The sequence below is a fragment of the Asanoa ferruginea genome (genome assembly GCF_003387075.1).
Lineage (GTDB): Bacteria > Actinomycetota > Actinomycetes > Mycobacteriales > Micromonosporaceae > Asanoa > Asanoa ferruginea.
The window spans coordinates 3463420-3485108 of the sequence record NZ_QUMQ01000001.1; the positions used below are offsets into that span (position 1 = coordinate 3463420).

The following is a 21689-nucleotide window of genomic DNA, read 5'->3' on the forward strand; positions in this document are numbered from 1 at the left end:
GGCCATGACTGTCGACAATGGACCACGCACCGAAGAAGAGCTGGCCCGCTACGGCCCCAACCTGCCGGAAGCGGCGATCCGGGTGCAGGCCGAAGCGGTCGCCGCCGACCTCCAGGCGCAGCGCGACCAGTGGCGCAAGGGCTTCACCCGGCGCCGGGTGCTCGCCGGAGCGGGTGCGGTCGGTGTCGCCGGCCTGGCCAACCAGATCGCCACCACCCGGGTCGCGTTCGGCGCGCCGTCGACCACCAACCGCACTCTGGTCGTGGTCTTCCTGCGCGGCGGCATGGACGGGCTGTCGGTAATCGTGCCGCGCGGCGACCGCAACTATCTCAACGCCCGGCGCGACATCGCCGTGCAGCCCGGCGCGCTGCTCGCCGGCGACTCGCGGTTCGGCCTGCACCCGGGGCTCGCGCCGCTGGCGCCGTTCTGGGAGGCCGGCAAGATGGCCGCGGTGCACGCGGTCGCCTCACCGGACGCCAGCCGGTCGCACTTCCAGGCGCAGGACTGCCTGGAGCGAGGTGCGGCGTCGACCGCCGTGCACACCGGGTTCCTCGACCGGGTGCTCGAGCAGTTGGGCCCGGGCACCACGTTCCGCGCCGTCGCCGAGGGTGCGGCGCTGCCCCGGTCGCTGGTCGGCGGCCAGAGCAAGCTGGTGTTGCAAGGCATCCGCGAGTTCGACCTCAACGCCGGCGGCGGCATGCGGGAGAAGACGCTCACCGCGCTGAAGGCGCTCTACACCGGCGTGGGCGACCATCCGCTGGGCTCGCAGGCGGCCGAGACGCTCAAGTCGATCTCGACCGCCCGGAAGATCGCGCAGAGCGAGTACCAGACCACCGCACAATGGCCCGGCGGCGGCTTCGCCGACCAACTCAAAGACGTCGCCCGGCTGATCAAGGCCAAGGTCGGCCTGCGGGTCGCGGCCGTCGACATCGGCGGTTGGGACATGCACACCAACATCGGCGGCCCCGACGGCGGCGACATGCGCAACCGCCTCAACGAACTCGCCGGCGCGCTGGGCGCGTTCGCCACCGACCTCGGTCCGGCGCTCGACAACACGTCGATCGTGACGATGAGCGAGTTCGGCCGCCGGGTCGAGGCCAACGGCAACTCCGGGCTCGACCACGGCCACGGCGGCGTGATGCTGCTGCTCGGCGGCGGCATGAACGGCGGCAAGGTGCACGGCAAATGGCCGGGCCTGTCCGCCGGTGCGCTCGACCAGGGCGACCTGGCCGGTGCCAACGACTACCGTGACGTGGTCAGCGAGCTGCTCGGCGCCCGGATGGGCGTCAAAGACGCGAAGAAGATCTTCCCCGGGTACGTGCCGAAGAAGATCGGCATCTTTAAGAGTTGAGGAAGTTGAGCAGGTCGCCCTGGAACTTGTCCTGCTCGGTCTCGAACAGACCGTGCGGCGCGCCCGGGTAGACCTTCAGCTCGGCGTCCTTGACGATCTTCACGGCCTTCTTCGACGCGTCCGCGAACGGCACGATCTGGTCGTCGTCGCCGTGGATGAACAGCGTCGGCACGTCGATCGCTTCGAGGTCGCTCGTCAGGTCGGTCTCGGAGAACGCCTCGATGCAGTCGTAGGCCCCCTTGATTCCGACCGTCATGCACTGCTCCCAGAAGTCGTCGAGGATGCCCTGCGAGACGTCTGACCCCTTCCGGTTGGCGCCGAAGAACTGCGGTGCGAGGTCCTTGTAGAACTGTGCCCGGTCGTCCTTGACGCCCTCCCGCAGCCCGTCGAAGACCTCCTTGGGTAACCCTTCCGGGTTCTGCTTGGTCTTCAGCATCAACGGCGGGATCGCGCCGACGAGCAGCATCTTCGACACCCGGTCGGTGCCGTGCCGGCCCACGTAGCGGGTGATCTCGCCGCCACCGGTGGAGTGTCCGACGAGCACCACGTCGTGCAGGTCGTTGGACTCGATCACCGCAGCCAGGTCGTCGGCGTAGTGGTCGAGGTCGTTGCCCTCCCAGGGCTGGCTGGACCGCCCACCACCGCGCCGGTCGTGCGCGAGGCCGCGGAAGCCGTTGTCGGCGACCAGCATCATCGTGTCGTCCCATGCGTCTGCGGTGAGCGGCCAGCCGTGACTGAAGACGACGGGCTGCCCGCTGCCCCAGTCCTTGTAGAAGATGTCGGTGTTGTCGTTGGTCGTAACGTGTCCGGTGGTCATGGATTTCCCCCCGTGGGAACGTCGGTCTCCACTCGTTCCGACGTTACGGGCGGCCCGCTGTCACTTCCGGTGTTCCGCGCCTTCAGTGAATGGTGATGCGCTAGGGACCGGCTAGCCGCGCGACCAGTGCTTCGCCGTCGGGCCACGGCCCGAACCCCGTCGCGCTGTCGAGATGGCCGACGTCACCGGCGTCGACAAGCACCGCGCCCCAGTTGTCGGCGCATTCGCGGGCCTGCTCCATCGTGCAGTGCGGGTCGGTGCGGCTGGCGACCAGGACCGTCCGGAACGGCAACGGCTGCCGCGCGACATGCATCCACTCTGGAGGGATGAAGGGCGGCGTCACGAGGAGCGCCGCGCGCACCGGTCCGTCGTGCCGGGAAGCCCAGTTGGCGACGGTCACGCAGCCCGCGCTGTGCGCGATGAGGATGGCGGGAGTGCCGTCGGCGTCGACGGCCGCCCGCAGGGCTTCGACCCGCTCGTCGACCACATAGGGCGGCCCGGGTGGCTCCGGCGCCCACCGATACCCGGGCTTGCGCGCCCACGCCCGCATCCAATGGCCCGCCAACGGAACACCACGGCCCGGCACGAGCAGGTAGCGGGTCATAGGGGAGAGTCTATTTGACCCCGGCGCCGTCGAGGAGGGCGGCGGCGGTGGTCACGCTGAGGCCGTCGAGGGTGGTGCCGTGCACGACCGTGCGGGCGCCCGAGCCGTCGAAGACGACGGTGAGTTGGCGGGCCAGCAGGTCGGGGTCGGTGGCTCCGCCGGTGCGGGCCTCGGCGGCGAACCAGTCGGTCAACTCCTGCTTGAACTCGCGGGCCAGGACCGCCGCCGGGTGGGTCGGGTCGCGCAGGTCGGAGGCGGTGTTGACGAACCGGCAGCCGAAGAAGCCCGGCTGCGCGACGGTGTCTTCTAGGGCCCGGAAGACGTGCAGGATGCGCTCCCGCGGCTCGGTCACCGTGTCGTCGGGCAGGAAGGCGGCGTGCACCGCCGGCCCGTCCTCGGCCAGCGCCGCGGCGACCAGCGCGTCCTTGGTCGGGAAGAGCTGGTACATCGACCGCTTCGAGACGCCGGCCGTGGCGCAGATGCGCTCGACGCCGGTCGCGGTCACCCCGTCGCGGTAGAACAGCGCGGCCGCTGCGGTGAGCAGCCGATCACGTGGTGTAGTCGTCGCCGTTGCCATCACCACAGCGTAGCGCCGTTTCTTGCGATCGGAAACCGATCGGTTTACGGTGTTGGAAACCGATCGGTTTACCCCCCCCCGGAGGAACAGAGATGCAGATCAGAGGCTCCACCGTCCTGGTGACCGGTGGCAACCGCGGGCTCGGCAAGGCCTTCGTCGAAGAGTTCCTCGAGCGCGGGGCCAGGAAGGTGTACGCGGCCGCCCGTGACCCACGCAGCGTGACCAACCTCGGCGCCGTTCCGATCGCGCTCGACGTGACCGACCCAGCGTCGATCGCCCGCGCGGCGGAGCGGGCCGGCGACGTCACCTTGCTGGTCAACAACGCTGGCGTGAGCACCTCCAGCCCCACCTTCATCGAGGTCGACCCGGCGGACCTCCGCCGCGCGTTCGACACCAACCTCTTCGGCCCGCTCGACGTGACCAGGGCTTTTGTGCCGGCGATGGTCGGCAACGGCGGCGGTCACGTGCTCAATGTCGCGTCGGTGCTGTCCTGGCTGCCCAGCGGCGGCTACGGCGCGACCAAGGCGGCGCTCTGGTCGGCGACCAACGCGCTGCGCACCGAACTGCGGCCGCGCGGCATCGAGGTGACCGGGCTCTACATGGGCTACGTCGACACCGACCTGGCCGCACACGTCACGCTGCCCAAGAGCGAGCCCCGGGTGATCACCCGGGCCGCCGCGGACGGCATCGAGGCCGGCGCCGACGAGGTGTTGGCCGATGAGATCACCAAGGCCGTCCGGGCCGCGCTCGGCGGCGACCCCGCCGCGTTGCTCGGCTGAATCGATCAGTGAGGAAGAGAAAATGCAGATCAACGGCGCCACCGTCCTGGTTACGGGCGGCAACCGAGGGCTCGGCAAGGCCTTCGTCGAAGAGTTCCTGGAGCGCGGTGCCAAGACCGTCTACGCGGCGGCCCGCGACCCACGCACGGTGACCACCCCGGGCGCGGTCCCGATCGCGCTCGACGTGACCGACCTGGCATCGATCGAGCGCGCCGCGGCCACCGCCGGCGACGTCACCCTGGTGGTCAACAACGCCGGGATCGACACGCTGAACCGCAGCGTCGTCGGCGGCGACCTGGCCGACCTCCGGCGTGAGTTCGAGACCAACCTGTTCGGCCCACTCGAGGTAACCCGGGCTTTCGTGCCGGGCATCACCCGCAACGGCGGCGGGCACGTGCTCAACGTCGCGTCGGTGCTGTCCTGGTTGCCAGCGGCCGGCTACGGCGCGGCCAAGGCGGCCCTCTGGTCGGCCACCAACCACCTGCGGGGCGAGCTCAAGCCGCTCGGCATCGGGGTGACCGGGCTCTACATGGGCTACGTCGACACCGACATGGCGTCCTACACGACGGAGCCCAAGGCCGACCCGCGGGTGATCGCCCGGGCCGCCGTCGACGGTGTCGAGGCCGACGCCGACGAGGTGCTCGGCGACGAGTTCACCCGGGCGGTGCGGGCCGCGCTCAACGGCGACCCGACGCTGCTGCTCGGCTGAGCACGCATGCGCACCATGTGCGCGCCCCGGGGCGGTTCGGTTTGGCCGGGCCGCCCCGGGGTTAACTCCAGAGCACATGAGTGACCGGTGGTATCAGAAGGCTGTCGTCTACTGCCTCGACGTCGACACGTTCCAGGACTCCGACGGCGACGGCGTCGGCGATCTGCGGGGGCTGATCGGCCGCCTCGACTACCTGGCCCGGCTGGGTGTGACCTGCCTGTGGCTGAACCCGATCCATCCCACCCCCGGCCGCGACGACGGCTACGACGCGAGCGACTTCTACGGCGTCGACCCGCGGCTCGGCTCGCTCGGCGACTTCGCCGAACTGCTGCACGAGGCCGACAACCGGGGCATCAAGGTGATTATCGACCTGGTCGTCAACCACACCTCCGACCAGCATCCCTGGTTCCAGTCGGCCCGATCGTCGCCGGACTCGCCCTACCGCGACTGGTATGTCTGGAGCGACACCGAGCCCAGCGACCGCAACCAGGGCATGGTCTTCCCGGGCGAGCAGGACGAGACCTGGTCCTACGACCGCACCGCGAAGGCCTGGTTCTACCACCGGTTCTACAAGTTCCAGCCCGACCTCAACTTCGCCAATCCCGAGGTACGCGAAGAGATCAAGCGGATCATCGCCTTCTGGCTGCAGCTCGGCGTCGCCGGGTTCCGGATCGACGCGCTGCCGTTCATCATCGAGCTGACCGAGCCGGGCAACCCGGACTCCCCGAAGGACTTCGACTTCCTGACCGAGTTGCGCGAGCACGCGCAATGGCGGCGGGGCGACGCCGTGCTGCTGGCCGAGGCCAACGTCGAGCCGGCGAAGCTGGTCGACTATTTCGGCACCGGCCCCAAGGCCAACGACCGGGTGCACATGCTCTTCGACTTCATGCTCAACGGGCGGCTGGTGCTCGCCCTCGCCCGCGAGGAGCCGGAGCAGTTGATCGACGCGTTGCGGGACACCCCGATGCTGCCGGCGGGCGGGCAGTGGGCCACGTTCCTGCGCAACCACGACGAGATCGACCTTTCCCGGCTCACCGCCGAACAACGCGCCGAGGTGTACGAAGCGTTCGGCCCCGACGAGGACATGCGCATCTACGACCGGGGCATCCGCCGCCGGCTCGCCCCGATGCTCGGCAACGACCGGCGCCGGCTGGAATTGGCCTACGCGCTCCAGTTCTCGTTGCGCGGCACGCCGGTGCTCCGCTACGGCGACGAGATCGGCATGGGCGAGGACCTGTCGCTGGACGGGCGGCAGGCGATCCGTACCCCGATGCAATGGTCTGTCCTGCCCAATGGTGGATTCTCGAGCGCGGCATCCGACAAGCTGGTCCGGCCGGTCGTCTCCGGCGGTGACTTCGGCTACGAACAGGTCAACGTGACCGCACAGCGGCACGACCCGACGTCGTTGCTGTCCTGGTTCGAGCGGATGATCCGCACCCTCCGCGAGGCGCCCGAGGTCGGTGCCGGCTCGTGCACCCACGTCGACGTCGCGGTGCCGGCCGGCGTGCTGGCGCACCGGGCCGACGGCCCGACCGGCTGCATGCTGTTCGTGCACAACCTCGGCCGCCGCCCGGCCACCGTCGACCTCGGCAAGCTCGCCATTGACGCCGACCACCCCAACGACGTGCTGGCCGACCAGGAATACCCGGAGGTCGGCGACCTTTCCGAGCTCAAGGTCGCGGGCTACGGCTACCGCTGGATCCGCCTCAACCGCAGCCCTGCCAGTTGAGCGCGGCGTCCGCTACTGTGCGGTAACCAAAGGGGAGGAAGACTCATGGCAGATAACGTTGAGGTCCTCAGACAGCCCGCCGCTGACGCGGCGGCCCGTCTTCCGGTCACGCGAGTGGCGCTCGTCACAGGGGCGGCGCGCGGGATCGGCGCGGCGACCGCACAACGGTTGGCCGCCGACGGTTTGGCCGTGGCGGTGCTCGATCTCGACGAGACCGCGACCAAGTCCACTGTGGAGACGATCACCGCCGCCGGTGGCACCGCGGTCGGCATCGGCGCCGACGTGGCCGACCGCGAGCAGGTCGAGACCGCGGTGGCCCGGGTGGTGGCCGAGCTGGGTCCGCCGACCGTGCTGGTCAACAACGCCGGCGTGCTGCGCGACAACCTGATCTTCAAGATGACCGACGACGACTGGGACACCGTGCTCTCGGTGCACCTGCGCGGCGCGTTCCTGGTCACCCGCGCCGTGCAGGGGCACATGGTGCAGGCCAAATGGGGCCGGATCGTCAACCTGTCGAGCACCTCGGCGCTCGGCAACCGGGGCCAGGTCAACTACGCGGCGGCCAAGGCCGGCATGCAGGGCTTCACCAAGACCCTGGCGATCGAGCTCGGCCGCTACGGGGTGACCGCCAACGCGGTCGCGCCGGGCTTCATCGAGACCGCGATGACCGCTGCCACGGCGGCCCGGATGGGCGTCGACTTCGAGGCGCTCAAGAAGGGCGGCGCCGAGCAGACCGCCGTGAAGCGGATCGGCCAGCCAGAAGACGTGGCCCACACGATCTCGTTCCTCGCCAGCGAGGGTGCCGGCTTCGTGAGCGGCCAGGTCATCTACGTCTCCGGCGGCCCCCAGCTCGGGGTGCTGTTCTAGACGACCGCGCGGCGCTTGCCGGCGTAGCGGAGCCAGAGCAGGCCGATGATCGGCAGGACCAGCGGGACGTAGCCGTAACCGCGGCCGAAGTCGGTCCAGACCGTGTCGTCGGGGAAGGCGGCAGCGTCGAAGACGGTCAGCAGGCCCACCGCGACCACGCCGGCAAGCTCGATCGAGCAGCTCGCCAGCGCCACCCGGCGCCACGTCTCGCCGCCCTTGGCCAGGGCGACCGTCGCCACGATGTAGACCGCGGCGGCGAACGCCGACAGCAGGTAGGCCAGCGGGGCGTCGGTGAACTTCGTGGCGATCTGCACGACGGCCCGGCCGCTGGCCGACAGCGCGAAGATGCCATAGACGGCGATCAGCACCCGGCCGGGGCCGGTGCCCAGCGTGCGCGGCGCGGTCGTCTCAGCCACTCGTCACCACCTGCCACGTCTGGTGCAGGCGCAACACCAGCACCGGGACCGTCAGACAGACCACAAGGATGATCACCGAGCCCCAGCGGGTCGGCTCCAGCTTGGCCAGCACGTAGCCGAGCGGCGGGAGGCAGATGATCGTCACGACGTAGCCCAGGAACGTCACCGCGCTGGCCGGCCGGTCGCCGCCCGAGGCCGCGACCGCCGCCGAGATCAGCAGCGCGATCAGCGCGACCTCGACGAGGGCCAACCCGAGGAGCTGACCGCGGCCCGGCGCGCGTTCGCGCAGCGCCTCGACCAGGGCCCAGACGCCGACCAGCAGCGACAGGCCGATCACGAGTCCGGAGAGCGTGCCGTTCACGGGCACACCGTACTCGGCGCGAAGGCGCCGCAGCTCATCGGGCAGACTGGGCCCATGCCTCTCCGGTTCGGTCTGTTCGGCACCGGCCCCTGGGCCACCGCCACCCACGCGCCCGCGATCGTCGCCCACCCCGACGCCGAGTTGGTCGGTGTCTGGGGCCGCGACCCGGCCAAGGCGGCCGCGCTGGCCGGCGAGACCGGGAGCCGGGCCTACGCCGAGATCGACGCGCTGCTCGCCGACGTCGACGCGGTGGCCGTCGCCCTGCCGCCCGACGTGCAGGCCGGGATCGCCGAGCGGGCCGCCGAGGCCGGCAAGCACCTGCTGCTCGACAAGCCGCTCGCGCTCAGCGTCGACGCGGCCGACCGGGTGGTCGCCGCGGCCGACGAGGCCGGGGTGGCGTCGGTGGTGTTCTTCACCGCCCGGTTCGACGACAAGGTGACCGCTGCCCTCCGCGAGATCATCGCCACCGGCGGTTGGGAAGGCAGCCGGATGGCCCACCTGAGCTCGATCTTCCAGCCCGGCAACCCCTACGGCGCGTCGCCGTGGCGGCGCACCGAGGGCGGCCTCTGGGACGTCGGCCCGCACGCGCTGTCGCAGGTGCTGCCGGTGCTCGGCCCGGTCGCCGAGGTGTCCGCCATCGAAGGGCCGCGGGCCACCACCAACCTGTTGCTGCGGCACACCTCCGGCGCGGTCAGCACGGTCACCGTGACAGTCGACGCGCCGCCGGCCGCGGTGCTGCGCGACATCACGTTCTTCGGTGAGCACGGGGTCGCATCGGTGCCGCGCGGCGAGGGCGACGTGCGGGCCGTCTTCGCCACCGCCATCGACCTGCTGATCGCCGAGATCGGCGGCGCCAGCCACGACGTCGGTGTCCACTTCGGACGCGACGTGGTCGCGGTGCTGGCCGCGGCCGAGCGGTCGCGCGAAGACGGCCGCGTCGCGAAACTCTAAGCGGCCAGCTGCTTGAGGCGCAGCCAGCGCAGGGCGGCCGGCAGAGGCATCGGTCGGGAGAACAGGAAGCCCTGGCCGTAGGGGCAGCCGGTGCGGCGCAGCAGGTCGCGTTCCTCGGTGGTCTCGATGCCCTCGGCGACCACCTCCAGGCCCAGCGTGTGCGCCAGCCGCACGATGCCGTCGACCAGCGCCCGCTGCTGCGCCGACGTCGCGATCGTGCCGGTGAACAACCGGTCGATCTTGAGTACGTCGAGCGGCACGTGCCGCAGGTAGCTCAGCGACGAGTAGCCCGTGCCGAAGTCGTCGATCGCCACCCGCACGCCGAGCCGGCGTACCTCGGCGAGGTCGTCCCAGACCTGCTCGTCGTCGCGGAGCAGCAGGCTCTCGGTGATCTCCAGCATCAGGCACGACGGTGGCAACCCGTGCCCGGCCAGCTCACGCTTGATCAGCCGGACGAAGCCGGGCGTGCGGAACTGCCGGGCCGAGACGTTGACGGCCACGTACGGCGCGCCGGTCGGGTGCTCGCGCCGCCAGGTCCGCGCGGCCTCGACGGCGGTCTTCAGCACCCACTCGCCGATCGGCACCACCAGCCCGGACTCCTCGGCCACGTCGATGAACGCGTCGGGCGCCAGCCGGCCGCGGGTCGGGTGGTTCCAGCGCAGCAGCGCTTCGAAGCCGGCGGTGTGCCCGTCGGAGAGCCGGACGATCGGCTGGTATTCCAGCACGAGCTGGTTGTTGTGGATCGCGTGGTCGAGCTCCGCGCGCAGCTCCAACTGCTCGACGATCGTGGTGTGCAACTCGGGCTGGTAGCGCCGCCACTGACTCTTGCCGGCGCCCTTGGAGACGTAGAGCGCGAGGTCGGCCTGGCGCAGCAGTTCGGCGCCGTCCTCGGCGTCGGCGGTGGTGCCGATGCCGATGCTGGCCGAGCAGCTGATCTGGTGGCCGGCGATGGTGTAGGGCTCGCGCAGGGCCCGGGTGATCCGGTCGGCGACGTCTTCGACATCGGCCGGCTCGCCGGCGTCGTCGATCAGCACCGAGAACTCGTCACCGCCGAGGCGGGCCGCCGTGTCGTGCGGGCGCAGCGCGGCGCTGATCCGCCGGCCGACCGCCTTGAGCACCTGGTCGCCGCTGGCGTGCCCGAGCGTGTCGTTGACCACCTTGAAGTCGTCGAGGTCGATGAACAGCACCCCGACGACGCCGCGCCGCGCGTCGATCGCTTTCTGCATCCGCTCGGCGAACAGCGCCCGGTTGGCCAGCCCAGTCAGCGCGTCGTGGTTGGCCCGGTGGGTGAGCTCGCGCTCCAGCCGGCGCTTGTCGGTGACGTCGCGCAGCGTGAAAACCAGGCCGCGCACGGTCGGGTCGTCGCGCAGGTCGCGGACCGAGATCTCGACCTGCACGGCGGTGCCGTCGGCGCGCTTCAGCGTCCAGTCGGTGCTGCCGCGCGAGTTGAGGTCGGCGCTGTCCGCGGGCTGCGCCTGGAGTCGCCGGAACACCCGCTCGGCCCGGTGTCGCTCGGCCGGCGCGCTGTGTTCGAGCAACCCGCTGCCGACCAGGTCGATGTCGCCGAACATGGCCTGGGCGGACGGGCTCGCGTAGGCGATCCGGTCGTCGCTGTCGACGATCAGGATGACGTCGGCGGCGTTGTGCACCAGTGCCCGGAAGTATTCCTCGCTGGTGCGCTTGCGTAGTTTCTCGCTCAGCGCCACCCGGTCGATGGCCAGTGCGGCCTGCGAGGCGAGCACCGCGAGCCGGTCCTGCGCCGACACCAGGGGGCGCTCCGCGGCGTCGACCAACATGGCGCCGATCGTGTCGGGCTTCTCCCCACCCTCGCCGATCGGCAGTGGCAGGGCCAGGATCAGCGTCTGGCGGCCGTCGGAGACCCGCCGGGCGCCGAGCGCGTCGGCGGTCGGCGCCGGGAGATCACCCGAGTGGATCAGGGTGGGCTCGCGCAGCGCGCGGATCGCCTCGTGCGACCGGTCGGTCGGCAGGATGCCCATGTGCCGGCCGGGCGTCTCGCTGTTGACGCCGTCGGTGAGCAGGAGGAACCGGTAGTTGGTGCCCGGCCCCAGCACCCGGCGGATCCCGTCGTCGAGCGCGTCGGCGATCCCTTCGTTGTCGGCGGCCGAGACCAGCGCGGCGGTGACGTCGCGGAGCCCGCGCTCCCGGGCGATCTGCTCGCGCAGCCGCTGTGCGAGGTAGCCCAGCCGGGTGAGCACCAGCAGGAACATCACCAACGAGGCCACCGCGATCACCACACCGTGCCGGACCGACTCGAACGCCAGGGACTCGTAGAAGAGGATCGCGGGCGGGATCAGCGCACAGAACGCGAGCAACACCAGGCGCAGAACGGTGACGTCGCGCTGGCGGGGCAACTCCCACTCGGTGATCTTGCGCATCGAGGGCACCAGGGCGGCCGCGCCCCAGAACCCGTAGAGCGCGAAATAGCCCAGGTCGAGCGGGACCCCGATGGGCCAGGCACCGTCCACCCGGCCGACCCGGAAGAGCGCGTCGGCGACGACGTAGCCCACCGTGCCGAGCACCAGCAACAGCACCGCCGGGGTGAACCGGACGGCGGTGACGAGGCGCACGATCAGGCCGAGCAGCAGGATGTCGGCGACCGGGTAGGCGATCAGCAGGACGTCGGCGATCACGCCGGTCTGCGGCTGCTGGAAGTTGGCCTCGACGGTCAGCACCCAGACGAGCAGGCCGACGCCGAGTATCAGCACGAGCACGTCGATCAGCGCCGGCCGGTCGCGCTCCGGTTCGGCGGCGCGGGCGAACTTGATCAGCGCGACGCCGAGCAGGACGAACGAGATCAGCAACAGGATGTCGTCGGAGAGGGTGAGCGGGGGTCTGGCCGGGCCGCCCGGCAGCGTGAGGTTGAACGCCAGGTCGGAAGCGGCCAGGAAAACTATCGCCGCCCAGAACCAGAGCCAGGTGCGGGCCATCCGCGGCCGGTTGATCCGGATGCCCACATAGACGGCGGCGACGCTGCTGGCGCTGATGACAGTCCATACGCCGGTCAGCCAGGAGTCGGGCACCACAAAGTAGATGGCCGCCAGCACGGCCATCCAGAGACCGTAGGCGGCCAGCCCGATCCGCCGCGTCATGCACCAACTCCGATCAATTGTCAATTAACCGGCATTTACACGTTACGCCGACGAGCCTTGCCATCACGCAACGCTATGTCTCGATTACGTCAAGTAGGCATCATCGGTTCCCCCATGCTGGTACGAATCTGTGTAAAGCATCTCAAAACCGACATGAGGGGATCTCAGCATCATGCGTGTCTTCAGGACAGCGGGTCTTGCCGTCACGGTGGCCGCGATGGCCCTGGCCATGGCGGCGTGCGGCTCGGACACCAGCCCGTCCACCGCCCTTCAGCCAACCGGTGGCACGACCGCCACCGCGTCGCCCGGCGGAAGTGCGAGCGCCAGCCCTCAGCCGTCGGGGTCCAACACCGCCGGCAGCGGCGGCCCGGCCTTCGGCCCCGGCTGCTCCTCGCTCCCGAGCTCGGGAGCCGGCAGCCTGTCGTCGATGGCCTCGCAGCCGGTGGCCACCGCGGTGGCCAGCAACCCGCAGCTGTCGACGCTGTCCAACGCGATCAAGACCGCCGGGCTGACCGACACCCTCAACAACGCACAGAACCTGACGGTGTTCGCGCCGACCAACGACGCGTTCAACCAGCTCGGGCAGTCGCAGCTCAACGCGCTGCTGGCCAACAAGACGCAGCTCACCCAGGTGCTGGAGTACCACGTGGTGCCGCAGCGGCTGAGCCCGAGCAACCTGGCCGGCACGCACAAGACGATGGAAGGCCAGAACCTGACCGTGACGGGCAGCGGTGAGGACTTCACGGTCAACAACACCGCGAGCGTGGTCTGCGGCAACATCCAGACCAAGAACGCCACCGTCTACCTCATCGACGCCGTCCTGACGCTCCCGGGCGCGACGCCGACTCCGTCGGCCACCTGATCCACGGGTGAAAGGAAGGGCCCCTTGTTAACGCTCTGAGTTGACAAGGGGCCCTTCCTTTCACCCGTCAGCCCAGTTTGGCCAGCAGTTCCGGGCCGCGGCGGGTCAGCCGGGTGATCGCCAGCCGGCCGAAGCCCCAGGCGAGACCGACGCCGAGCACGACGCTCACCGGCACCGCCGACCAGCGGAGCACCTCGCTGTGCCGGACGGTGCCGGTGATCAGCAGGGCCAGCGCCGGCGACGCGACGACGACCAGGGCGATGAGCGAGAGCCAGACGATGCCGGAAATCGCGCCGCCGTCGGAGCCCGGGTTGTTGCCGCGCAGGTGCGGGTCGGCGATCCGGATCGGCATCAGGACCGAGAAGAGGATCAACAGCCCGGCACCACCGAGGAGTACGACCGGCAGCAGGCCGACGGCCCAGGGCACCATGTCGGCCTTGCCGTGCCAGACCAGCCCGACGACGGTCAGCGCGATCGCCACCGGAGCGACCACCAGCAGCCAGGCGCGCTGCCGGCCCCGGATGTCGGCCCGCTCCGAGCCCGGTGCCAGCAGCGTCTGCCACAGTGCCGTGCCGTCGGAGCTGTGCAGGTGTGCGCTGCTGCCGACGGCGAGCGCCACGAAGAACACACCGGCCATCGGAAGGTAGTCGGTCACGTTGATGAGCAGCGGAAGCAGCACATAGGTCAGCGCGTACACCAGGGAGAAGGTCAGGAAGTGGATCCGGACCAGGTCCCGGCGCCAGGTGCGCAACTCCTTGCCGAGCACGGCGGCCAGCGGGGTCGCCGGCCGCCAGCCGCGCCAGCGGGCGGCCCGGATCACCGTCCGGCCGGCCGGCCGGCGCAGCAGCAGCGCCCAGCCCGCCAGGGCCGCCGCGATCAGCGCGACCAGGCCCGCGACGACGGCAACGACCAGCGCCCAGTCGCCCCGCCCGGCCGCCTCGATCGCCACGACCGGCCAGCCGGAGGGGGCGAGCCGCAGCTTGTCGGCGATGAACGGGGGCAGCGCCGTTTCCGGGCCGCCGGTGATCGCCGCGATGATCACCCAGCCCTGCGCGCCGAGGCAGACGATCGCCCCCCACGGGATCGCCATCAGCGCGGCGCTCAGCCGGCTGTTGACGACCCGGCCGACCAACGCGACGACCACATTGGAGAGTGCGACCAGCAGCAGGACGAAGAGCACCAGGGTCACCAGGGCCACCGGCACGGCGGCGGCGCCGACGCGCAGCGCGTACCAGATCAGCGAGGTTCCGGCGATCAGGGTGACCGCTGGGCCGATCCCGACCAGCGCGGCGCCGAAGAGCCCGGCGGCGAGTTGCCGGTCGGTCAGCGGCACGTGCCGCAGGTATTCGCGGCGCACGCCCGGGTCGCTGCCGCCCATCATCGGCCCGACGATCCAGCCGACCAACCAGGACGCCATCGTCAGCAGGAGCGCGCCACCGGCCCGGTCCGGACCGGCCGAGATGGTCAGCCAGAGGGTGCAGCCCGCGGCGGCGAGACCGGCCACCACGCCGGTGACCATCGACGTCGCCTTGGTGCCGGTGAAGGAGTTGCGGAGGATCCGCCACTTCATCCCCATCAGGACGCCAACCATGACAGCTCCTCCTCACCGGCCGTGCGGGCGTTGACCAGCTCGACGAACACCTCGTCGAGGGTTCGGCCGCCGCGGACCTCGTCGATCGGGCCGGCCGCGACGACGCGGCCCGCGTTCATCACCGCGACCGTGTCGCAGAGCTGCTCGACCAGCGCCATCACGTGGCTGGAGAGCACCACCGAGCCGCCACCGGCGACGAACCGCTTGAGGATCGACCGGATGGTCAGCGCCGACACCGGGTCGACCGCCTCGAACGGCTCGTCGAGCACCAGCAGCCGGGGTGCGCCGAGCAGCGCGCTGGCCAGGGCGATCTTCTTCCGCATGCCGGCCGAGTAGCCCAGGATCAGGGTGCGCTCGGCGCGGTCGAGGTCGAGCACCGAGAGGAGCTCGTCGACCCGGTCGGCGACGACGCCGGCCGGCAGCCCGTGCAGGTGGCCCAGGAAGGTGAGCATCTCCCGGCCGGTCAGCCGCTCGGTCATCGCCATGCCGTCCGGCAGCACCCCGACCAGGCGCTTCGCCGCGGTCGGCGCCCGCCAGACGTCGGTGCCGAAGATCTCGGCGGTGCCCGCGTCGGGGCGCAGCAGGCCGACGGCCATCGAGAGCGCCGTGGTCTTGCCGGCGCCGTTGGGGCCGACCAGGCCGAAGAACGAGCCAGCCGGAACGGTCAGGTCGATCCCGTCGACCGCTGTCTGGTCTCCGAATCGCTTGGTCAGTCCGGCGAGCCGGAGCGCGTTCGTTGTCATGCCGAAAACGCTAGAAACTCGGGCCGGCGCGCGGAATGCGTCCAGCTACCGAGCGGGGTGGAGCTACCTACACCGCCGTTCGCTGTGCCTGGCCGCACTGCCCGCGCGGCACTGATTCGGCGAGACTGTGGCGCATGACCCGTGGACTCGGCGCTCTGGCTCGCGGCCTGCTCCGTGGCTTTTACGCGGTCGCGTCCGCTGGGCTGCTGGTCGTGCACCTCGTGCTCTTCGTGCCCGGTCTGGGGCTGGGGCTGATCTTCCTGCTGCCCTGGCCCATCGTCCAGCTGCGTCCGGTGACCAATCTGGTCCGCCGGTCGTGCGGCGACGTCCCGCGGCCCTACCGCGACCGCCCCGGCCCGCCGCGGCCCGAGGCCGACGGCCGCTACCGCTACGACCGCATGCTCTACCACTCACCGTTCTGGCCCCGGCAGGTCGGCTACCTCAACTGGGTGCTGGGCGACCCGGCGACCTGGCGCGACGTCGGCTGGATGCTGCTCAACCCGGTGGTGGGCGTGGTGCTCGGCGCCGGCCCGGCCGCGCTCGTCATCGCAGGGCTGACCGTCGCCTTCGCCACCGGTTACTGGATTGCGGTCGGACTTGCCCTGATCGCCCTCGGCGTCGTCGTCGCGCCGGCGGCGCTGCGGGCACACGACAGCTGGACCCGGCGGATGCTCGGACCGCGCGACGAGGTCGGTTCGCTGAAAGCGTGGCTGGGCCTGCGATTCATGACGCTGGTGCGGCTGGCCGCGCTCGGTGGCCTGACCGTGGTCACCGCCGGCCTCGCGGTGTTGTCGGCTGCCGCGTTGGCCCTGTTCGCCGTGGGCGTGGTCGGCACCATACCGGAGAACGCGGCGCTGACCCGCCGGGTCACCGAGATCCGCCGCCGGCTCGCGGAGCAATGGTCCGGCGTGTCGATCCAGACCCCCTACCGGCCCGAGCCGCCGCTGCCGCCGCGCCGGCCGGACGGCCTCTACGCCGTCGGCGACAACCTCTACAAGTCGACCGGCTGGACCCGGTTCTTCCAGCGCCTGGAGTGGATCTGGCACGACCCGGCGACCTGGCGCGATCTGTTGTGGACGGTCACCGACCCGTTCGTCGGCGGTGCCCTGGTGCTGATGTCGGCCGGTGCCGTGGGCTACGGCTTCCTCGGCGTCGCGCTGCCGGCCCTGCTGCGGTTGACCCGGGTGGACGACCCGCCGGCGCTGCTGGTTCTCGCCGACCGGCCGACGCTCGCGCTGGCTGCCGGCGTCGTGCTGGTGGTCGCCGGTGCGCTGGCCGCACCGGCCGCGCTGCGATGGCACGGCCGGTGGACCGCGGTGCTGCTCGCGCCGACCGCGAAGGCCCGGCTGTCGACGCGGGTCGAGCAGCTCACCGAGAGCCGGGCCGACGCGACCTCGGCGCAGGCGGCCGAGCTGCGCCGGATCGAGCGCGACCTGCACGACGGTGCGCAGGGGCGGCTGGTCGCCGTTGGCCTGGCGCTCGGGGCGATCGAGGCGCTCATCGAGACCGACCCGGCCGCGGCCCGGCGGCTCGTCGCGGACGCGCGGGAGAGCACCGCCCGGGCCCTGGCCGAGCTGCGTGACCTGGTCCGCGGCGTACGCCCGCCGGTGCTCGCCGAACGCGGCCTGGTCGAGGCGGTCCGCGCGCTCGCACTGGACAGCCCGGTGCCGGCCACCGTCGCGGGCGGGTTGGCCGGCCGGGTGCCCGAGCCGGTCGAGTCCGCCGTCTACTTCGCGGTCAGCGAGGCGCTCGTCAACGCGGCCAAGCACGCGGCGGCGTCGACGGTCGAGATCGCGTTCGCCCATCATGACGGCGTGCTGACCGCCGTGGTCGAGGACGACGGGCGGGGCGGCGCCGACCCGGCGGTGGGCAGCGGGCTGCGCGGCATGCGGCACCGGCTTTCGGCGTTCGACGGTACTGTCCGGGTGGTCAGTCCGGCCGGCGGACCGACGACCGTGACGCTGGAGGTTCCGTGCGCGTTGTTCTCGCCGAAGACCTCTACCTCCTCCGCGAGGGACTCAAGCAACTCCTGAGCGCGCACGGGTTCTCCGTCGTCGCCGCCGTCGACAACGGGCCCGATCTGCTCCGGGCCCTGCTCGACGAGCGGCCCGACGTCGCCGTGGTCGACGTGCGGCTGCCACCGACCCAGACCGACGAGGGGCTACAGGCCGCGCTCGCCGCCCGCCGCGAACTGCCCGGCCTGCCGGTGCTCGTGCTCTCCCAGCACGTCGAGCGCCTCTACGCCCGCGAGTTGCTCGCCGACGGCACCGGTGGGGTCGGATATCTGCTCAAGGACCGGGTGTTCAACGCCGAGCAGTTCGTCGACGCGGTGCGCCGGGTCGCGGCCGGCGGCACCGCGATGGACCCCGACGTGATCGCCAAGCTGTTCGCGCGGAGCGACCAGAAGGTCGGCCGGCTGACCCCGCGCGAGCGCGAGGTGCTCGAGCTGATGGCCGAGGGCCGGTCCAACGGCGCGATCGGGCAACGGCTGTTTCTGAGCGAGAGCGCGGTCGGCAAGCACACCGCGAGCATCTTCGGCAAGCTCGGGCTGGCCGCTTCCGACGACGACAACCGGCGCGTGCTAGCCGTCCTGGCCTTCCTCGACGGGCGCTGAGGGGGCCGGGCGCACGAACAGCAGCGGGAGCAGCAGCACGCCGACGACGTAGGGCGCCGCCATGTAGCGGGCCGCCTGCACGTTGTTGACCAGCAGCACGGAGAGTTGGACGGCGGCGGTCGGCACGGCGACCAGCAGCAGGGTCGGGTCGCGCCGGCGCCAGGCCGCGAACGCGACCACGGCGTAGGTGAGGTAGGCGAGCGTCGCGCCGCGCCAGGCGATCCACTCGACCCCGCGACCGTTGGTGGCCCGCACGCCGCGCTGCGCGAGCCGGTAGACGGTGTCGTTGAGCGGTTTCGAGGTGACGGCGCCGCGGAACGGGGTCTGCGCCATCCGGGGATCGCGCGCCACGTAGGTCTTCGCGCTCCACGGGTTGGGGTTGCGGGACAGGCCGTAGCGGGGTGTGACGCTCCACGCGAGGGCACCCCGGCACCACCGGGTCGCGACCACCTCGCCGGGCGTCCGGCGGGCGACCCGGAACCAGACGCCCATCAGCGCGTCCTGGTTGGCGATGGAGGCGTCCCGGTCGTACGCCGGGTCGTAGACGGTCGTGTCGGTGCTGGCGCAGGTGCCACTGGACGCCCACAGCGACAGCGGTGCGGTGGTCTCCAGTGCCGCGCGGTCCTGCGCCGTGAAGCTGCCCGGATCGTGCCGGTAGGCGACCGCGATGTCGCCGACGAAGGCCTCCAGGGAGACGCCGGCGAAGCCGTTCTTGACGCCCATCGCGGGAAGCACGGCCAGGTTGAGCCCGAGCGCGACGACGATCGCGGCGAGGCCGGCGATGGCGATCCGCAGCCGGGCGCCGGCCAGCACCGCCGCGCCGACCGCGGCGACGATCGCGACCATCACGAAGCCGTTCTGGCGGAACACGGCGGCCAGCAACGCCTCGCCGCCCAGCAGCCACACCAGGTGCCCGCCGCGCCGCTTCCGGTCGGCCGCGACCAGCCTCACCAGCGTGCCGACCAGGAACGTGACGGCGATGACGAACCCGACGTCTTTCCAGACGCAGGCGAAGAAGGTGCCGACCGGTGGCAGCGCGACCAGCACGGCGGCGGCCGGCAGCAGCGCGGCGGCCGGGGCACCCAGCCGGCGCAGGCCGGTGAGCAGGTAGGCGACGCCGAGGGCCATCGCGATCGTCTGACCGAGCGTCAACGCGCCGACCCCGCCGGTCAACTGCAGGGAAAGCCAGACCAGCGCGGTGTAGGGGATGGAGTGGTGGTTGTTCCAGTTGCCGGTGGTCGACTGCCAGATGTAGTCGAGGGAGTCGGGGCTGAACAGCCCCGGGAAGTTGGCCGCCCACCAGAACAGCAGCCCGGCCTGCGCGATCAGGTAGGCGGCGACCGCCACCCACCCGCCGCCGCGCAGCCAGCCGGTCAGCCGCTGGCGCCACCCCGCCGGCGCCGGTGCCGTGCCGGGCTCAGCCGCCAACGGCGCGGGAGTCGACATCGCGTCCCTCAGAACAGGTTGATCGTGAACACTTCGAACGAGGCAGCGTAGCGGGTGCCGAGCCGGGTGCCCGCCGCGCGGCCGACACCCTCGAGGAACTCCTCCGGATCGAAGGCGCCCTCGCCCAGCCCGCGCAGGTAGGCCTCGTGCGCCTGGAGCGACTCGATGCCGCGGTCGAAGGTGCCGCTGATGTCGACCGCGTGCCGGCCGGCGGGGGAGCCGGCCGCCCAGACCTGGCGGACGCCGCCCCACGGCTCGAGCCCCAACTCCGGGAAGATCCACCGGTTGCCGGCGTCGCGCACCGCGTCGAGGGTGGCCCGACCGGTCGCCATGTGGTCGGCCTGGTTGAGCGCCTCCGCGCCGTCCCAGGTCTCGCGGAAGTTGTTGGTGATCACGATGTCGGGCCGGTGCCGGCGGACCACCCGGGTCAGCTCGCGGCGCAGCGGCACGCCGTATTCGATGATCCCGTCGGGCAGGCCGAGGAACTCGACGGCGGAGACGCCGACCACGCCGGCCGAGGCCCGCTGCTCGGCCTCACGGACCACCCGGGTCTCGTCGGGCGCCATCCCGTCGATGCCGGCCTCACCGCTGGTGACCAGGCAGTAGACGATCTCCTTGCCCTGCGCGGTCCAGCGGGCCACCGCCGCCGCGGAGCCGAACTCGAGGTCGTCGGGGTGGGCCACCACGGCCAGGGCCCGCTGCCAGTCTTCCCGCACGGACTCGTATGGCTCGATGTCGGACACGGGCGCACTCCTGTCGATCATTCGGCAGCGGGCATGCTGGGGCCCACGTGGGTGGCCAGCCATTGGTTGAGCGGGACGGACGCGCGGAGGAAGTCTGCCACCCGGCGCTTGGCGGCGGCAGTGCCCAGCCAGGGCGCGATAGGCCACTCCTTCCACGCCACCACGCCCTTGTGCCGCAGCAGGTCGGCGCGCGGGTGGTCGGGCGGGTAGCCGCGGGGCACCCGCTTGAGCCGGTCGTGCCCGTGGATCCCGACGCCGTCGGCAGCGGCCTCGGCGACGATCCGCTCCAGCGGCGGGCCGATCCGGTCGTCGTCGACCGCGGCCCGGTAACGGGCGAGTTGGTCGCGCTCCATGTGGTACATCCCGCTGCCGGCGGCCAGCCCGGCCGCGGACAGGTGGATGTAGCCACCGCGGGTCAGCGTCGCGGCGATCGCGGTCTTGTAGGGCGACTTGTCGGCGCTGAACCGCACGTCGCGGTAGGGGCGGAAGATCCGGCCCGGGCCGAACTCGGCCTCCAGGTCTGCCAGCAGCGCCTCCATCGGCGCCCGGACCTGCTCGTCGTAGACCGCCTTGTGCGCCATCCAGTAGGTCTTCGAGTTGTCTGCCTCGAGCCCCTCGTAGAACTCCAGTGCCTCACTCGGCCAGCCGCTGAACGCCACGGAGACGACCTTATCCCGGGAGATCGCGGACCAGACCGGCGTCGGCCATCTCGACCGGGCCGGCGTACGCCGACCGGGCGGCGTCGACCGCGGGGGCGGCCGGCAGGCCGGGCCAGAGGTGGGTGAGCAGCAGCCGGCCGGCATCGGTGGCAGCCGCGCCGGCGTCGAGCGCGCTGCTCAGCCGGCCGGCGCTGTGCTCCGGCACGGCTTCGGGATAGGTCGCCTCGGCGATCAGCAGCGCCGCGCCGTCGGCCAGCGCGGCCAGGTCGGGGGTCGGGCCGCTGTCACCCTGGTAGGCGAGGGCCACGCCGCCGGCCGCGACGCGTACCCCATTGTTGGGCACGAAGTGTGGCAGCTCGCGCACGTCCACAGTGAACGGTCCGATCTGGATCCGCGCGCCGTCGCCGACCGGGTTCAGCGCGTAGTCGAGCATTCCGGGCCGGTCCAGGGCGAGCACCGCGTCCAGCGCTCCGGGCGGGGCGTAGACCGGCAGCGCCGGCGGCGGGTCGTCGGCCAGCGAGCGGGCCCGCAGCAGCGGGTTGAGGTCGACGCAGTGGTCGGGGTGACCGTGGGTGATCAGCACCGCGTCGACAGCGGCCGCCGGACAGACGGCGAGCAGCCGGGGAAACGTCGCATAACCGGCGTCCAGCAACAACCGGAACCCGTCGTGCTCGACCAGGAAGCCGCTGCACGCGTCGCCGGCCTCGGGAAAGGCGCCCCGGGCGCCGAGCACGGTCAGCCTCACCGGCAGGAGGCTACC

21 protein-coding genes are annotated in these 21689 nt (G+C 71.6%); 9 read left to right on the top strand and 12 right to left on the bottom strand.

What is annotated here, in order from left to right; genetic code table 11:
* Nucleotides 1-4 precede the first annotated feature (4 nt).
* On the top strand, nucleotides 5-1351 hold the full coding sequence (locus tag DFJ67_RS16350) for a DUF1501 domain-containing protein (protein WP_116068710.1): 1347 nt from the start codon (nucleotides 5-7) through the stop codon (nucleotides 1349-1351).
* Here the strand turns inward: DFJ67_RS16350 and DFJ67_RS16355 are convergent.
* The 3 genes from DFJ67_RS16355 to DFJ67_RS16365 all read right to left on the bottom strand — a co-directional run bounded on the left by DFJ67_RS16355 (nucleotide 1341) and on the right by DFJ67_RS16365 (nucleotide 3349).
* Nucleotides 1341-2168 (bottom strand): alpha/beta fold hydrolase, encoded by an 828-nt coding sequence (locus tag DFJ67_RS16355; RefSeq protein ID WP_116068712.1) that lies wholly within the window; start codon nucleotides 2166-2168, stop codon nucleotides 1341-1343. The two genes, DFJ67_RS16350 and DFJ67_RS16355, sit on opposite strands and share 11 nt — an antisense overlap.
* Nucleotides 2169-2268: 100 nt before the next feature.
* A complete protein-coding gene (locus tag DFJ67_RS16360) occupies nucleotides 2269-2772 on the bottom strand; it encodes an RBBP9/YdeN family alpha/beta hydrolase (RefSeq protein WP_116068714.1) in 504 nt (167 codons plus the stop codon).
* A 10-nt stretch (nucleotides 2773-2782) separates the two neighbouring features.
* Nucleotides 2783-3349 (bottom strand): TetR/AcrR family transcriptional regulator, encoded by a 567-nt coding sequence (locus DFJ67_RS16365; protein WP_116076278.1) that lies wholly within the window; start codon nucleotides 3347-3349, stop codon nucleotides 2783-2785.
* A gap of 92 nt (nucleotides 3350-3441) precedes the next feature.
* On the opposite strand from DFJ67_RS16365, the gene DFJ67_RS16370 reads away from it, so the two are divergent.
* The 4 genes from DFJ67_RS16370 to fabG all read left to right on the top strand — a co-directional run bounded on the left by DFJ67_RS16370 (nucleotide 3442) and on the right by fabG (nucleotide 7433).
* Nucleotides 3442-4128: an SDR family oxidoreductase gene (locus DFJ67_RS16370; protein WP_116068715.1), complete on the top strand. Its 687-nt coding sequence runs from the start codon at nucleotides 3442-3444 to the stop codon at nucleotides 4126-4128.
* Between the two features lie 22 nt (nucleotides 4129-4150).
* Nucleotides 4151-4837, top strand: a complete 687-nt coding sequence (locus DFJ67_RS16375) for an SDR family oxidoreductase (protein WP_116068717.1) — start codon at nucleotides 4151-4153, stop codon at nucleotides 4835-4837.
* Between the two features lie 76 nt (nucleotides 4838-4913).
* A complete protein-coding gene (locus tag DFJ67_RS16380; RefSeq protein WP_116068718.1) occupies nucleotides 4914-6566 on the top strand; it encodes an alpha-amylase family protein in 1653 nt (550 codons plus the stop codon).
* Nucleotides 6567-6611: 45 nt separating this feature from the next.
* On the top strand, nucleotides 6612-7433 hold the full coding sequence (gene fabG / locus DFJ67_RS16385; protein ID WP_116068719.1) for a 3-oxoacyl-ACP reductase FabG: 822 nt from the start codon (nucleotides 6612-6614) through the stop codon (nucleotides 7431-7433).
* Here fabG and DFJ67_RS16390 read toward each other — a convergent pair.
* Both DFJ67_RS16390 and DFJ67_RS16395 read right to left on the bottom strand, forming a co-directional pair.
* Nucleotides 7430-7849: a hypothetical protein gene (locus tag DFJ67_RS16390; protein WP_116068721.1), complete on the bottom strand. Its 420-nt coding sequence runs from the start codon at nucleotides 7847-7849 to the stop codon at nucleotides 7430-7432. The two genes, fabG and DFJ67_RS16390, sit on opposite strands and share 4 nt — an antisense overlap.
* Entirely contained in the window at nucleotides 7842-8216 is a 375-nt protein-coding gene (locus tag DFJ67_RS16395) for a hypothetical protein (RefSeq protein ID WP_239097234.1), read from the bottom strand. The genes DFJ67_RS16390 and DFJ67_RS16395 overlap by 8 nt, the downstream gene beginning before the upstream one ends.
* A 48-nt stretch (nucleotides 8217-8264) precedes the next feature.
* On the opposite strand from DFJ67_RS16395, the gene DFJ67_RS16400 reads away from it, so the two are divergent.
* The gene (locus DFJ67_RS16400; protein ID WP_116068723.1) at nucleotides 8265-9161 is read left to right on the top strand and encodes a Gfo/Idh/MocA family protein; all 897 of its coding nucleotides are present in this window, start codon (nucleotides 8265-8267) and stop codon (nucleotides 9159-9161) included.
* Here the strand turns inward: DFJ67_RS16400 and DFJ67_RS16405 are convergent.
* Entirely contained in the window at nucleotides 9158-12271 is a 3114-nt protein-coding gene (locus tag DFJ67_RS16405) for a putative bifunctional diguanylate cyclase/phosphodiesterase (protein WP_116068725.1), read from the bottom strand. The two genes, DFJ67_RS16400 and DFJ67_RS16405, sit on opposite strands and share 4 nt — an antisense overlap.
* Nucleotides 12272-12443: 172 nt before the next feature.
* Here DFJ67_RS16405 and DFJ67_RS44360 point away from each other — a divergent pair, with 172 nt between their 5' ends.
* Nucleotides 12444-13133: a fasciclin domain-containing protein gene (locus DFJ67_RS44360; RefSeq protein ID WP_170215876.1), complete on the top strand. Its 690-nt coding sequence runs from the start codon at nucleotides 12444-12446 to the stop codon at nucleotides 13131-13133.
* 67 nt (nucleotides 13134-13200) lie between these two features.
* Here the strand turns inward: DFJ67_RS44360 and DFJ67_RS16415 are convergent, their stop codons facing one another.
* On the bottom strand, nucleotides 13201-14724 hold the full coding sequence (locus DFJ67_RS16415; RefSeq protein ID WP_147315519.1) for a hypothetical protein: 1524 nt from the start codon (nucleotides 14722-14724) through the stop codon (nucleotides 13201-13203).
* On the bottom strand, nucleotides 14709-15467 hold the full coding sequence (locus DFJ67_RS16420; RefSeq protein WP_116068729.1) for an ABC transporter ATP-binding protein: 759 nt from the start codon (nucleotides 15465-15467) through the stop codon (nucleotides 14709-14711). Before DFJ67_RS16420 ends, DFJ67_RS16415 begins: the two co-directional genes overlap by 16 nt.
* A gap of 134 nt (nucleotides 15468-15601) precedes the next feature.
* Here DFJ67_RS16420 and DFJ67_RS16425 point away from each other — a divergent pair, with 134 nt between their 5' ends.
* Complete coding sequence (locus DFJ67_RS16425; protein ID WP_170215878.1) at nucleotides 15602-17500, top strand: sensor histidine kinase; 1899 nt, start codon at nucleotides 15602-15604, stop codon at nucleotides 17498-17500.
* Nucleotides 17440-18081, top strand: a complete 642-nt coding sequence (locus DFJ67_RS16430; protein WP_116068732.1) for a response regulator transcription factor — start codon at nucleotides 17440-17442, stop codon at nucleotides 18079-18081. The genes DFJ67_RS16425 and DFJ67_RS16430 overlap by 61 nt, the downstream gene beginning before the upstream one ends.
* On the opposite strand, the gene DFJ67_RS16435 is transcribed toward DFJ67_RS16430, so the two are convergent.
* From DFJ67_RS16435 to DFJ67_RS16450, 4 genes are read right to left on the bottom strand one after another with little or no spacing between them, the layout of a single operon-like run.
* Nucleotides 18049-19527 carry a hypothetical protein gene (locus DFJ67_RS16435; protein ID WP_116068733.1) on the bottom strand — a complete coding sequence of 493 codons (1479 nt, stop codon included), beginning with the start codon at nucleotides 19525-19527 and terminating at the stop codon, nucleotides 18049-18051. The genes DFJ67_RS16430 and DFJ67_RS16435 overlap by 33 nt on opposite strands.
* Nucleotides 19528-19535: 8 nt before the next feature.
* Nucleotides 19536-20270 carry a PIG-L deacetylase family protein gene (locus DFJ67_RS16440; protein WP_239097232.1) on the bottom strand — a complete coding sequence of 245 codons (735 nt, stop codon included), beginning with the start codon at nucleotides 20268-20270 and terminating at the stop codon, nucleotides 19536-19538.
* A gap of 17 nt (nucleotides 20271-20287) precedes the next feature.
* Nucleotides 20288-20929 (bottom strand): DUF2461 domain-containing protein, encoded by a 642-nt coding sequence (locus tag DFJ67_RS16445; protein ID WP_116068736.1) that lies wholly within the window; start codon nucleotides 20927-20929, stop codon nucleotides 20288-20290.
* A 10-nt stretch (nucleotides 20930-20939) separates the two neighbouring features.
* Nucleotides 20940-21674, bottom strand: coding sequence for an MBL fold metallo-hydrolase (locus DFJ67_RS16450; RefSeq protein WP_116076285.1), 735 nt, complete (start codon nucleotides 21672-21674; stop codon nucleotides 20940-20942).
* Nucleotides 21675-21689: the final 15 nt, after the last annotated feature.

What these genes read in the sequence shown, in the direction of transcription:
- DFJ67_RS16405 (WP_116068725.1), bottom strand. Translation starts at nt 12,271, where the DNA reads ATGACGCGGCGGATCGGGCTGGCCGCCTACGGTCTCTGGATGGCCGTG.
- DFJ67_RS16435 (WP_116068733.1), bottom strand. Translation starts at nt 19,527, where the DNA reads ATGTCGACTCCCGCGCCGTTGGCGGCTGAGCCCGGCACGGCACCGGCG.
- DFJ67_RS16415 (WP_147315519.1), bottom strand. Translation starts at nt 14,724, where the DNA reads ATGGTTGGCGTCCTGATGGGGATGAAGTGGCGGATCCTCCGCAACTCC.
- DFJ67_RS16360 (WP_116068714.1), bottom strand. Translation starts at nt 2,772, where the DNA reads ATGACCCGCTACCTGCTCGTGCCGGGCCGTGGTGTTCCGTTGGCGGGC.
- DFJ67_RS16420 (WP_116068729.1), bottom strand. Translation starts at nt 15,467, where the DNA reads ATGACAACGAACGCGCTCCGGCTCGCCGGACTGACCAAGCGATTCGGA.
- DFJ67_RS16375 (WP_116068717.1), top strand. Translation starts at nt 4,151, where the DNA reads ATGCAGATCAACGGCGCCACCGTCCTGGTTACGGGCGGCAACCGAGGG.
- fabG (WP_116068719.1), top strand. Translation starts at nt 6,612, where the DNA reads ATGGCAGATAACGTTGAGGTCCTCAGACAGCCCGCCGCTGACGCGGCG.
- DFJ67_RS16355 (WP_116068712.1), bottom strand. Translation starts at nt 2,168, where the DNA reads ATGACCACCGGACACGTTACGACCAACGACAACACCGACATCTTCTAC.
- DFJ67_RS16365 (WP_116076278.1), bottom strand. Translation starts at nt 3,349, where the DNA reads ATGGCAACGGCGACGACTACACCACGTGATCGGCTGCTCACCGCAGCG.
- DFJ67_RS16370 (WP_116068715.1), top strand. Translation starts at nt 3,442, where the DNA reads ATGCAGATCAGAGGCTCCACCGTCCTGGTGACCGGTGGCAACCGCGGG.
- DFJ67_RS16350 (WP_116068710.1), top strand. Translation starts at nt 5, where the DNA reads ATGACTGTCGACAATGGACCACGCACCGAAGAAGAGCTGGCCCGCTAC.
- DFJ67_RS16400 (WP_116068723.1), top strand. Translation starts at nt 8,265, where the DNA reads ATGCCTCTCCGGTTCGGTCTGTTCGGCACCGGCCCCTGGGCCACCGCC.
- DFJ67_RS16380 (WP_116068718.1), top strand. Translation starts at nt 4,914, where the DNA reads ATGAGTGACCGGTGGTATCAGAAGGCTGTCGTCTACTGCCTCGACGTC.
- DFJ67_RS44360 (WP_170215876.1), top strand. Translation starts at nt 12,444, where the DNA reads ATGCGTGTCTTCAGGACAGCGGGTCTTGCCGTCACGGTGGCCGCGATG.
- DFJ67_RS16425 (WP_170215878.1), top strand. Translation starts at nt 15,602, where the DNA reads ATGACCCGTGGACTCGGCGCTCTGGCTCGCGGCCTGCTCCGTGGCTTT.